Consider the following 11,580-nt stretch of genomic DNA (forward strand, 5'->3'; position numbering starts at 1 on the left):
TGTAGTTACGATTATTGATATAAGGCGGGTACGATAAACCTAATGGCAGCAGCCCCATAGATTTCTTTGAGCTCGGCTCCTGTCTCCTTAAGACGGGACTTGATGCCAGGAAATCGATTCTCCAGCTTCTTCGCTTCTTCAGAATCCTTGTGGTCCATCCATTTCACAGCGCGAAGCCATGCCCGAAAGGTGGGTTCAACGATCTCATCATTCAGATATACAATGGAAAGGTCATTCTTGATTTCTTCTATCGGAGGTTCTGTACTCTTTAGCTTGGACAGCAGCCGCTCCAACGCAGATTGTTCTTCCTGCAGGGAAGTACGATACAACTTGACAAGGGGATGCTCCATTTCTTCAGTTTCGTCAATTGTTAGATTGATTTGCTCCGCCACATCCGTAAGTAATTCAAGCAGCTTCCGCATTTACTCCACCTCCCGTAATTTGTATAACAAGACATATGTCTAAAATTACCCGTGCAGGATTGAACATAACCAAGTGCATGACTAGAGTGAACAGGATAAATCGAACAAAGTGACAGGTATCACAATGCTGTCCAACTGGCTGTGTTAGTTTCAAATAGCAAAGACTTGGATAGGAGGAATCAGCATGAATGTAAACAATAAGGACAGAGATTATTCTGAGTCGCCATTCATTGTCATTTGGGAAGTTACGCGCGCGTGTGCGCTTAAATGCCTTCATTGCAGGGCGGAGGCTCAATATACCGCAGATCCGAGGCAGCTATCCTTTGAGGAGGGGAAGAGGCTGATCGACCAGATCGCAGAACTGGACAATCCTTTGTTTGTTTTTACAGGGGGAGATCCCTTGATGCGTCCCGATCTGTATGAGCTGATCGAGTATGCCGTGAACGAGAAGCACCTGTCTGTCTCGATGACACCGAGCGCTACTCCAAGAGTTACCAAGCAGGCGATTGAGAAAGCAAAAGAGGCGGGACTGTCCAGATGGGCGTTCAGTCTGGATGGATCCTGCGCGGAAATTCACGACCATTTTCGGGGAACCAAGGGTTCATTTGACCAGACCATGAAAGGGATAGAATGGCTTAAGGAGCTGGAGCTACCCATCCAGATTAATACAACAGTCTCCAATTATAATCTCCATGACCTTGAAGCGATCTCCCAGAAAGTGCAGGAGATGGGCACCGTACTGTGGAGTGTATTCTTCCTGGTCCCAACCGGTCGGGGGATGGTCAAGGATATCATATCTGCCGAGCAGCATGAAGAGGTCATGAAATGGCTGGCCGATCTATCCGGCAAAGTTCCTTATGGCATCAAGGCTACTGAAGCCCCTCATTACCGGAGGGTGTATGTCCAGGAAATGAACCGCCGGCGCCAGGAGAGTCTCTCGTCCTCGGCTTCAGATACAGACCGTTTGAACGCCCAGAATCCACTGGCCTCTAGAGACTTATCTTCTGTGCCAGGTTTAGTTATGAAGCGGAAGGATGTGCTGGGACGGGCTCCGAAAGGTGTAAATGACGGAGACGGGTTCGTGTTCATCAGCCATATTGGCGATGTCTATCCGAGCGGGTTCCTCCCTGTGGTCAGCGGGAACGTGCGAGAGCAGCCGCTTGGAGAGATCTATCGTCATGCTGCCGTAATGAAGGAGCTGCGCGACAAAAGTCTCTTGAAGGGCAAATGTGGAGTCTGTGAGTTCAAAGAGCTTTGCGGGGGATCAAGAGCAAGGGCGTACGCCATGACGGGCGATTATTTGGAAAGTGACCCTTTTTGCGCGTACATTCCACGCGCCTTGGCAGACGCTGATCAACGGGTGTAATGAGCCCAGTCATGGGTCCCGCAAATATAAAGCGAAACAAACCGCTCCGGGGTTGATAAATAACTTATCAGCCCCGGAGCGGTTTGTTTGTTATCAATGACTATTCGAAGACTTCCTCATCAGCCACATTCGGCTTGCGCAGGTGGAACATGGAGCGAACCACCGCATAAACAAGCGGCAGAATACCAAGCACGATGAAGATCGTATCCGGAATGATTCGCAGCCACAGCAGAAGATTAACTGTGCCTTCCTGGTAGAAGGAGAAATCACGTGCTGACCAGTAACCGAAGTCGAATGAATGCTTAAGCTGCATGAAGCCGACGGGAAGAAGGGTGATGACGATCATGCCGGTTAGGCCAATATTCAGACCCCAGCAGGACAGACGCAGCAGCTTGTCATTCCACTTATCCGGTTCTACAATATTTCGCATCGTATATAGCAAGACCGCAATGGCGAACATGCCATATACCCCCATCATGGAGCCATGTGCATGGGCGGTGGTTAATGTTGTTCCGTGCTCAAAGTAACTGACAGCTGGAAGATTGACCAGGAAGCCGAGCACGCCAGCACCAAGCAGGTTCCAGATCGCTGTGGAGATGAGGAAGCGGAAGGAGGAAGTATAAGGGAAAGATGTACCCCCGTCACGCATCACTTTATATTGATCGTATGCTTCGAGAATGAGAAGGGTAAGTGGAATGACTTCCAGAGCTGAGAAGACAGCGCCCAGTGAAATCCAAATCTCGGAGGAGCCATTGTAATAGTAGTGATGTCCAATTCCGATAACACCGCTCCCCAGCAATAGAATGAGCTGGAACAGCAGAGAGCGAACAGTAGATGCCCGGGTTACCAGCTTCATACGGACCATCAGGAATCCGATGACAACCACAGCGAATACCTCAAAGATTCCTTCAACCCACAAGTGAATAATCCACCATCTCCAATAATCCGCATAAGTGAACGAAGTGCTTGGATTGAAGAAGAAAGCAAAGATATAGAAGAAAGGAACAGCGATAGCTGAATAGAATAGCAAGTGCGTTAATCCGCCTTTATCCGTTTCTTTGCGAAGGGCTGAGCGAATGGCCCGGAATACGATATAGAGCCAGATGGCCATCCCGATGACAAGAAGCACCTGCCAGAATCTGCCTAGCTCAAGATATTCCCAGCCCTGGTGTCCAAGCCAGAACCACAGATTTCCGAGATAGCCTTTCACCCCAAGCCATTCGCCAATTGTACTGCCCGCTGTCAATGCGACCAATGCCCAGAACAGGATATCTACAAGCAGCCCTTGACGCTTCGGTTCCTTGCCGCCGACAAGCGGTGCCACATAAATTCCCATCCCCAGCCAAGCCGTCGCCACCCAAAGGATGACCAATTGAAGGTGATAGGATTTGGCGATATTAAATGGAATCAGCTTGGCTATCCAGTCCATCCCATAGAACGTGTTTGGCTCGGTATAATAGTGGGCGAGGAGTCCCCCGAGTGCCGATTGGATAAGGAAGAGCAGCACAACAACCAGGAAATACTTCCCTGTCTTGACCTGGCTGCGCGTCACAGGCATCTTATGCAGATCCAGCACCGGGAAATTACCGGGTTCATAGGCTTCATGCATGTGCAGTTTATAACGATTGTAGATATATAGAATAATTCCGATGAACATGATCAGCAGCGTTACACTAACCCCACTCCAGACTATGGCCGAGTATGACATGGTGTTGCCGGCATCCTCAAAGTAAGGCCAGTTGTTGGTATAGGTGATCGTATCCCCAGGTCTTTGCGTACCGGATAGCCATGCCGTCCAGAAGAAGAAATCAGCTATCTGCTTCCGCATATCACCGGGGGCTATATAAGCCCGGTTATCCTTGGGCATTTGATTATCCTGTATCAGATTCGGCTGAATTCCAAGTCCGTCTCCCTTCGTGAATACTTCTTCATAGTAGGCTCTCACTTTGGACAGACCCAGCGCCTGCCCGTCAGTCAAGGTTAAGACTTCCGTAGTCTTGTCATAACGATTCAGCTTCATTTCCTTCTTAACTTTATCAAAGATCAATGTTCGCTGATCCTCACTAAGCGCGCTGTAAGTCTTGCCATATTCGGCTTGGGCATGCTGATCATGCATCGCGTCCACCATGATTTTGAGAGACTGAGCGGTATAGTCAGGACCCAGATAGGAGCCGTGGCCCAGAACCGTAGCATAATCCATCAATCCGTATTTCTGAAAAACAGCCTGCCCGCCGGTTATCTGCTCCTGCGTGGTGAGTACATTGCCTTTACTGTCCACCATTCTAAGCGGCGTAGGCGCCTTAGTCTTAAAGATCCAGTATCCTCCAGCTATCAATACGGTGAAGCTGAGCAGGAGTGTACATATAAGAACTCCTTTTAAAAATGAGTTTTGAGCCTTGTTTCTAGCCATGATTGACATCTCCTTTCTTTCGTTGAACCAAGCATAAGATCATTAAAGGAAGGTCTTTGTGATTTGAATTACATATGTGAAAAATCTAACTTAAATGGAGTGAAAAATATCACAAAAACTTCAACTTTGTTCATCTATATTAAAAAAAGACTGACACGGATGTCAGCCTTATGGCATGGAAAGGGCGTATGAAAGTTTATTGGCCGCTGGCAGTAACTCGAATTAGACCGGCAGCCCCTTTGGAAGCTTGATTGAACTGATGGCTGACCATCGTATAATCGCCAGCTTCGGTCAGCTGGAATTCTACAACAGCACCGCCGCTTGCGGGCAGCAGTACAGTCTGCATGCCATGCAGAACATTAGCAGGGTTACCGTCAAGGTACACCGTATCCATCAAGGTTCCAACCACATGGAAGGAGGACACTTCATTCGGTCCGGCATTTAGTACATACAGCCTGATCCGGTCTCCGACTGCAGCTGTTAGAGGATGATCGGTCAGAGTAAAGTTATTTCCATTAAAGACGACGTAGCGCGGTTCCTCATTCTGAAAAGCCTGGTAGTCATTCTCCTTGTACCATTCACTTTGCACAATCGTGTATTCCCGGTCGATCTGCGGATCGGTAGGATATCCATCCTTCGGTTCTACGATTATCATGCCGTACATGCCGTTGCCTAGATGCATAAGAACCGGTTTGGTCCCGCAATGATACATGAACACCCCCGGCGAGTCCGCCGTATAGGTGAATGTGCCTTCCTGACCTGGCATCACATCAATGAATTTATGATTGGGAGCCGCATGGACAGCGTGAAGATCCATTGAATGAGGCATCTGGGGATCTATATTGTGGAGAGCAAAATGAAGCGTGTCTCCTTGTTGTACCCGAATCACCGGTCCGGGTACCGTGCCGTCAAAAGTCCAGGCTTCATAAGGTACGCCTTTTGAAATTTCGACTTGAGTGACCTGTGCGGTCATTTTAATAGTAACCTCATGGCCCCTGCGTGTGATCACAGGTGGAACAGGAGGTTGATTGAGCCGCTGAACTTCAGACTTGCCGGAGGGCGATTTGGTTTCCGATGACTTTCCTATGCTCCAATCGCAGCCGCTGATCATCATTAGAATGACAAGAACTAGAAGGACAGCTTGTACATACTTATACTTTCCTGAGATTTCGGTCAACCTCCATTCTCTATGGAACTGGGAATTCATTTGCATGTTTACTCGGATAGGGGAACTACAAAATGACTAGCTTCCTCGTAAAGTGCAGCCATGCCTCCATACAAGGTATGGAAGAATGCATCCGGAGCATTCATGCTGAAGGAGGTATAATTCTTGGGGTCGATACCCAGCATGTTCTCAAAAAGCATAGCGCTGTTATATGCGTAGAAACAGAAGTAGGTATAGTCGAATTCCGGCATTTTCTCAAATATAGTCACAATATCCTGCGCGTATTTAGGAACATTCGATTTGGCTTCTTGAATCATATGAAGCGCGTCCTGAATATCGGCTGTAATCTTGATGGTTCGTTCGTCAACAATGTGTACATCAGCCATAATTGAGCCCTCGTTTCACTGTTTGGTGATCTTCACGCGGAACCACTCTGGGCCTTGCTCAACGTATTCCCAGTTGAATTGTTCACCCCGGGTTGCCGAGAATTGATAATACAGCGGCTTGGGATCATGGTCGTTAATGAGCAGCATGGATTGTTCTGGTTCCAGATCATCAAAGGTTTCAAAAATCACCTTGTGCTTCAATTGCGGCGGATACTCGGTTGCATTTACGGTAGCTGTATATTCGTTCATTTTGTCTTCCTCCTTGGGATGGTTGAATACCGAGGACTGTGTACTGATGTTCCTCATAGTTAGATTATAAATAATCGGAGTGAACGCCTTGTGATTTCTGTCACAAGTGCTCAAATTTAGTTATGTTACGTTAACACAAAATTGCAGAGTAAGGGGTTATACCATGAATGAACGTGCTGAAAGAATTGCTGTCATTGGCGGGGGGATCAGCGGACTCAGTGCCGCTTATTATTTGAAGAGCAAATTTCAAAAGGCCGGTAAGCAGCTGGAGCTTACCATTATAGAGAAGAGCAATGAATTAGGCGGCAAAATCAGTACCTTACGCCAGGATGGCTATATCATCGAAAGAGGCCCAGATTCATTCATTGGGCGCAAGGTCGCCGCTCTGCATTTGGCACAGTCACTTGGCCTGGAAAGTGAATTAACTGGCACCAATCCGGCTGCGAGAACCAATTATATTCTACACAAAGGAAAGCTGCGTGAGATGCCAGCCGGCCTGGCGCTTGGAATACCGACGAAAGTAGGACCTTTTATCAAGACCGATCTTATCTCTTTCAAAGGCAAGGCGAGAGCTGCAATGGATCTGATCATTCCAAAAAGGAAGTCGAAGGAGGATGAGGCTCTAGGTGATTTCATCGAGCGCAGAATCGGCAAGGAGGTGCTTGATCACCTCGTTGAACCGCTCCTTGCAGGCATTTACGCGGGTGACACCCGAATGCTAAGCCTGCAGTCCACCTTTCCCCAGTTCCATGAAATCGAACGCAAGTACCGCAGTCTGATCCTGGGGATGATGGCCGGAAGAACAGCACCGTCCGCACCGAAAGCTGCTCCTGGTCGTTCGACCCAGGCAAGGGATTTGCCGGAGATTGCGAAGCGGAGTATGTTCCTTACTTTTAAGAATGGTCTGTCTACACTCATAGAGAAGCTGGAAAGTGAACTGTCCTCGGCCAATATATTAAAAGAAAACGGATTAGAATCGTTATCCCGTCTGGGTAATATTTATCAGCTTAAGCTGGACACCGGTGAGCAATTTGTGGTTGACGGGGTCATCCTGGCTATACCGGCGTTTGCCTGTGCCAAGCTTCTGAAGGATTTCAATGAATCGGGTACCTTTGAGTCCGTGCCTTATGTATCTGTTGCCAATGTAGCCCTTGGCTACAAGGCAAGTGAAATCCCTGCGAAGCTCACAGGATCAGGGTTCGTTATTCCGAGATCAGAGGGAAGATTAATGACTGCGTGCACCTGGACATCCTCCAAATGGCTGCATACTGCACCTGAAGACAAGATTCTTCTTCGCGCTTATATTGGCCGGGCTGGCGCTGAAGCTGATACGAATATGGACGATCATGAATTAGTTGGAAAGGTAAGAGGAGAATTACAAGAAATCATGGGGATAAGAGCTCAACCTGAGTTAAGTATGGTCTCTCATATGTCCACGTCCATGCCACAGTACAGGGTTGGACACCAGGAAAGAATAACTAATCTACGTGCTGCTATGGATAAGCACTATCCAGGTGTGCTGATCTGCGGCTCGGGATACGATGGTGTAGGTATTCCGGATTGCATCACACAAGGTGAGCGAGCCGCAGAAGCACTGGCGGACAGACTGCTTGCTCCGTAATTAATCGTTACATGAAGAAATGACTCATACCGGAGATAAAGTGTGTTGGTCCGTATTCCCGGTGTTCAGCTTATTGATGGTGTCTTGGTGATGCTCGCCTGTGGAAAGTGAGGCACACTCACGGAATGCAAAATGCTTGCATCCCAAACACTTATTATTGTCCAGCTGCTGCAAAGCATAGTTAATGGCCTCACCTGTATGTTCAAAGAAATGCTGGGCACCTACTTTGTCGTATAGTCCAGTTCTCTTCAGAAATTCCATGGGCTGCTGCTGTATACCCGAGATTAGTACAATCCCGCCTTCTTTGTTGAAATGCTGGACCAGACTGGACAGATTGGCTTCCCCGGTAGTGTCAAGGAAAGGGACACCTGCAAGTCTTAGAAGCAGAATACGGGAACGGAGATGGATCGTATCCATAATGGACTTCTCGAACAGGTTGGCTGCGCCGAAGAACAACGGCCCCTCAATTGTAAAAATGTTAAGCTGCGGACAGTCATGTCCTTCCGTAACCATATGTGGTCTGACCTTCTCAGAAGCCGGATCGGGCAGCACTTTGGCTACAGATAAGATCTGACTCATTCTTTTGACAAACAGCAGAACCGCGAGCAGCAGACCCACCTCAACGGCAGTGGTCAGGTTCGTGAACACGGTTAGCAGAAAAGTAATGGCCATTACAATAGAATCACTGGTTCTGGTCTTAAGCACATGAGCGAATTCTTTCCGCTCACTCATATTCCAGGCCACAATCATCAGGATTGGAGCCATGCTGGCCAGCGGAATAACCGAGGCAAATGGGGCGAACAGGATGAGAACCAGAAGCACTACAACACCGTGAATGACTCCGGAAAAGGGAGAGACAGCACCGTTCTTAATATTGGTCGCAGTTCTAGCTATTGCACCCGTTGCCGGAATACCTCCGAACAGCGGAGTGATGATATTGGCAATCCCCTGACCGATTAATTCACGGTTGCTGTTATGTCGGGAACCCGTCATCCCGTCAGCAACTACGGCTGACAAGAGCGATTCAATGCCTCCGAGCATAGCGATCACGAACGCAGGCTGAATTAAATGACTAATCCGGTCCCAGGTCACTTCAGGAATATACAAATGCGGGAGAGTACTGGGAATAGCACCGAAGGAAGAGCCGATGGTTGCCACCTGATCTTTGAAGAATAAGGCCGCGACCAAGGTCGATATGACCAGCCCGATCAAAGAGCCCGGAACTTTCGGCAGGAACCTTGGGGTCAATAGAATGACAACCAGGCTGATAGAAGCTGTAAGGATGCTGTAGAAATTCATGGTTCCCAAATGAACCAGGATCTCTTTCATATTTGGCAGAAAATCTTGATGCTTCTCAAGATGGGTAAGGCCCAAGAAGTTCGCGATTTGTCCACTAAAAATCGTGACTGCAATCCCTGTTGTGAATCCAATGGTTACCGGTCTCGGTATGAATTTGATTAAGACACCAAGTTTGAGCATCCCCATGAGAACCAGCAGGATTCCCGCCATAACACCGGCAATAAGCAAGTTATCGTAACCATATTGCATAACAATTGCGAACAGAATCGGAATAAAGGCTCCAGTCGGGCCGCCAATTTGGTACTTTGAACCGCCTAACAAGGATATGAGAATGCCAGCGGCTATGGTGGTATATATACCGTATTCCGGCTTAACTCCGGATGCAATGGCGAAGGCCATTCCGAGTGGGATGGCAATGATGCCAACGATGACACCCGATATAAGATCTTTCTGTAGTGCTGCAAGAGTATAACCTTCAAATCTTCCTGTCCACTTCATTCAAATTCCTTCTTCTTTATATATTTGATTTATTGAATATATGAAGATAGTACGCTCAGGGTTGGGGGATGTCAACGGCATTTGCACGTATAGGTCAACAAAAAAACAAGGTTGTCCGTCTCTTGTCGGATCGCCTTGTTTTTGCTTAGTTCTCTTTCCGGATGTCCTCAAGCAAAGATATGGCATCCACGAGGTGATTATCAAATATTTGCTTTGCCACATCAAGGAGTTCCTTGATTGAGGGATCGCGAAGGGAGTAGACTACCGATGTCCCTTCCTTGGTGCCATATACGACATTCTTATTACGCAGGACTGCCAGCTGCTGAGAGACGGCGGAGCCTTCGGACCCAAGAATGGCCTGCAGCTCATTTACAGTTCTACTGCCCTTGCTTAGTACCTCCAAAATATGAATACGCATCGGATGAGCAAGTGCCTTGAAGAAATCCGCTTTGAATATTTGAAGACTTTGATACTGATTCATCACCAAGGACTCCCTTTGATTTCAAACTTTTGAATATATGAATATATTATCACAAGTTATGATCTAGGCAAGAAGACAGCCTGGTAAATAGAATTAACACAAAGAATAATTCCTAGTTCAATGGGTAAATGTATTATATTACAGTATATGGGTAAGTTAACCATAATCAATAATGAGGAGATGACAATATGAGTACATTGTATGAGAAGCTAGGCGGAGAAGGTACGATCGCAAAGGTTGTCGATTATTTCTATGATCTGGTGCTCGCCGATGAGGAAGTGAATCATTTCTTTGAGAATACGGACATGGCCAAGCAGCGTGCACACCAAACCAAATTTATCAGTTATGCCTTAGGTGGACCAAATCAATATTCAGGCGGAGCGATGACTAAAGTTCATACTGGCATGAATCTTCAGCCTGAGCATTTCGATGCGATAGTTAAGCATTTGCGTGAAGCACTTGCGCATTTCGGTGTGGGAGAAGAGGATATTGCAGCTGCGCTGGATAAAGTAGAGTCTCTTCGCGGAGATATCATCTATAAATAGTCATTAGGAGGATGAAACGGACATGAAGGCTGCAGTAACCAAAGGTTTTAAAGACAAGCTTCAGATCATTGAAGTTGAACAGCCAAAGCCGGGCCCTAACCAGGTTCTCGTGCAAATCAAGGCCTGCGGAGTATGTCATACGGATCTGCACGCTGCTAATGGGGATTGGCCAGTTAAACCCAAGCTGCCCCTAATACCCGGACATGAAGGAGTTGGCGAGATTACTGAGGTGGGACAAGGCGTTCAGCACCTTAAGGTCGGCGACCGTGTCGGGATTCCGTGGTTGTATTCAGCATGTGGACACTGTGAATTCTGTCTTAGCGGCCGGGAGACCTTGTGTCTGGAGCAGCACAATTCAGGTTACTCCGTAGATGGAAGCTTTGCAGAATACTGTGTAGCCATGGCTGATTATGTAGTTAAAATTCCCGATAATCTTAGCTTTAAGGAGGCTGCACCTTTATTTTGCGCAGGGGTAACGACTTATAAAGCTTTGAAGGTATCGGAGGCTCGTCCGGGTCAGTGGGTATCTATTGTCGGAATTGGCGGACTTGGACACTTAGCTGTACAATATGCGAAAGCCATGGGGCTGAATGTGATTGCAGTAGATACATTTGAGGAAAAGCTGGAGCTTGCCAAGTCGCTGGGAGCCGATCTCGCATTCAATCCCAAAGAAGTGAATGTGGAAGAAACTGTGAAAGAGCGTGTAGGAGGTGTGCAAGCCAGCGTTGTCACCGCCGTTACCTCCAAAGCTTTCGAGAGTGCGTACAACTCGCTTAAGCGTGGTGGTACACTTGTGCTCGTAGGTCTACCTCCGGAAAAGATGGAGATTCCTATTTTTAATACGGTACTGGACGGAACTCGGATTGTTGGATCTATTGTGGGCACACGCAAAGACCTTCAGGAGGCGCTGCAGTTTGCATCAGAAGGCAAGGTAAAGGCGAATATCGAGACACGCAGACTGGAAGATATTAATGAGGTATTTACAGAAATGCAGCAGGGTGAGATTCAGGGACGAATCGTCCTGGAGATTAGCTAGCTGTATTATTTCCCTTACGTAATCGGGTGATTATAGCCATCTTATCAGATGTCTTAATCGTCCTTGCGTAAGGTTTTTTGTTATGTCCTCATAAACCTAACG

The 11,580-nt window shown here is 47.5% G+C and carries 11 protein-coding genes; 4 read left to right on the forward strand and 7 right to left on the reverse strand.

Annotated elements, in window-relative coordinates; translation table 11 throughout:
- Positions 1 to 11 precede the first annotated feature (11 nt).
- On the reverse strand, positions 12 to 422 hold the full coding sequence (locus EJP77_RS01290) for a hypothetical protein (RefSeq protein WP_127197382.1): 411 nt from the start codon (positions 420 to 422) through the stop codon (positions 12 to 14).
- A 184-nt stretch (positions 423 to 606) separates the two neighbouring features.
- On the opposite strand from EJP77_RS01290, the gene EJP77_RS01295 reads away from it, so the two are divergent.
- Complete coding sequence (locus tag EJP77_RS01295) at positions 607 to 1,788, forward strand: TIGR04053 family radical SAM/SPASM domain-containing protein (protein ID WP_127197383.1); 1,182 nt, start codon at positions 607 to 609, stop codon at positions 1,786 to 1,788.
- 100 nt (positions 1,789 to 1,888) lie between these two features.
- Here EJP77_RS01295 and EJP77_RS01300 read toward each other — a convergent pair whose 3' ends face one another.
- The 4 genes from EJP77_RS01300 to EJP77_RS01315 form a co-directional block, all read right to left on the reverse strand.
- Entirely contained in the window at positions 1,889 to 4,198 is a 2,310-nt protein-coding gene (locus EJP77_RS01300; protein WP_127197384.1) for a nitric-oxide reductase large subunit, read from the reverse strand.
- A 196-nt stretch (positions 4,199 to 4,394) separates the two neighbouring features.
- Positions 4,395 to 5,312 carry a multicopper oxidase domain-containing protein gene (locus EJP77_RS01305; RefSeq protein WP_127198251.1) on the reverse strand — a complete coding sequence of 306 codons (918 nt, stop codon included), beginning with the start codon at positions 5,310 to 5,312 and terminating at the stop codon, positions 4,395 to 4,397.
- A gap of 101 nt (positions 5,313 to 5,413) precedes the next feature.
- Positions 5,414 to 5,749, reverse strand: a complete 336-nt coding sequence (locus tag EJP77_RS01310) for a hypothetical protein (RefSeq protein WP_127197385.1) — start codon at positions 5,747 to 5,749, stop codon at positions 5,414 to 5,416.
- Positions 5,750 to 5,764: 15 nt separating this feature from the next.
- Positions 5,765 to 5,998: a DUF2249 domain-containing protein gene (locus EJP77_RS01315; protein WP_127197386.1), complete on the reverse strand. Its 234-nt coding sequence runs from the start codon at positions 5,996 to 5,998 to the stop codon at positions 5,765 to 5,767.
- Positions 5,999 to 6,161: 163 nt separating this feature from the next.
- On the opposite strand from EJP77_RS01315, the gene hemG reads away from it, so the two are divergent.
- Positions 6,162 to 7,619: a protoporphyrinogen oxidase gene (hemG, locus tag EJP77_RS01320; protein ID WP_127197387.1), complete on the forward strand. Its 1,458-nt coding sequence runs from the start codon at positions 6,162 to 6,164 to the stop codon at positions 7,617 to 7,619.
- A 24-nt stretch (positions 7,620 to 7,643) separates the two neighbouring features.
- On the opposite strand, the gene EJP77_RS01325 is transcribed toward hemG, so the two are convergent.
- Positions 7,644 to 9,416, reverse strand: a complete 1,773-nt coding sequence (locus tag EJP77_RS01325) for a SulP family inorganic anion transporter (protein ID WP_127197388.1) — start codon at positions 9,414 to 9,416, stop codon at positions 7,644 to 7,646.
- A gap of 145 nt (positions 9,417 to 9,561) precedes the next feature.
- Positions 9,562 to 9,897 (reverse strand): ArsR/SmtB family transcription factor, encoded by a 336-nt coding sequence (locus EJP77_RS01330; RefSeq protein WP_127197389.1) that lies wholly within the window; start codon positions 9,895 to 9,897, stop codon positions 9,562 to 9,564.
- A 188-nt stretch (positions 9,898 to 10,085) separates the two neighbouring features.
- Between EJP77_RS01330 and EJP77_RS01335 the strand changes: the two genes are divergently transcribed.
- A complete protein-coding gene (locus tag EJP77_RS01335) occupies positions 10,086 to 10,442 on the forward strand; it encodes a group I truncated hemoglobin (protein WP_127197390.1) in 357 nt (118 codons plus the stop codon).
- 22 nt (positions 10,443 to 10,464) lie between these two features.
- A complete protein-coding gene (gene adhP / locus EJP77_RS01340; RefSeq protein WP_127197391.1) occupies positions 10,465 to 11,478 on the forward strand; it encodes an alcohol dehydrogenase AdhP in 1,014 nt (337 codons plus the stop codon).
- Positions 11,479 to 11,580 lie beyond the last annotated feature (102 nt).

The organism is Paenibacillus zeisoli (assembly GCF_003994465.1).
Lineage (GTDB): Bacteria > Bacillota > Bacilli > Paenibacillales > Paenibacillaceae > Fontibacillus > Fontibacillus zeisoli.

Excerpts from the sequence above, each read along its gene's own strand:
- EJP77_RS01305 (WP_127198251.1), bottom strand. The coding sequence starts at position 5,312 with ATGATGATCAGCGGCTGCGATTGGAGCATAGGAAAGTCATCGGAAACC.
- EJP77_RS01325 (WP_127197388.1), bottom strand. The coding sequence starts at position 9,416 with ATGAAGTGGACAGGAAGATTTGAAGGTTATACTCTTGCAGCACTACAG.
- EJP77_RS01295 (WP_127197383.1), top strand. The coding sequence starts at position 607 with ATGAATGTAAACAATAAGGACAGAGATTATTCTGAGTCGCCATTCATT.
- EJP77_RS01335 (WP_127197390.1), top strand. The coding sequence starts at position 10,086 with ATGAGTACATTGTATGAGAAGCTAGGCGGAGAAGGTACGATCGCAAAG.
- hemG (WP_127197387.1), top strand. The coding sequence starts at position 6,162 with ATGAATGAACGTGCTGAAAGAATTGCTGTCATTGGCGGGGGGATCAGC.
- EJP77_RS01300 (WP_127197384.1), bottom strand. The coding sequence starts at position 4,198 with ATGGCTAGAAACAAGGCTCAAAACTCATTTTTAAAAGGAGTTCTTATA.
- EJP77_RS01330 (WP_127197389.1), bottom strand. The coding sequence starts at position 9,897 with ATGAATCAGTATCAAAGTCTTCAAATATTCAAAGCGGATTTCTTCAAG.
- EJP77_RS01315 (WP_127197386.1), bottom strand. The coding sequence starts at position 5,998 with ATGAACGAATATACAGCTACCGTAAATGCAACCGAGTATCCGCCGCAA.
- EJP77_RS01310 (WP_127197385.1), bottom strand. The coding sequence starts at position 5,749 with ATGGCTGATGTACACATTGTTGACGAACGAACCATCAAGATTACAGCC.
- EJP77_RS01290 (WP_127197382.1), bottom strand. The coding sequence starts at position 422 with ATGCGGAAGCTGCTTGAATTACTTACGGATGTGGCGGAGCAAATCAAT.
- adhP (WP_127197391.1), top strand. The coding sequence starts at position 10,465 with ATGAAGGCTGCAGTAACCAAAGGTTTTAAAGACAAGCTTCAGATCATT.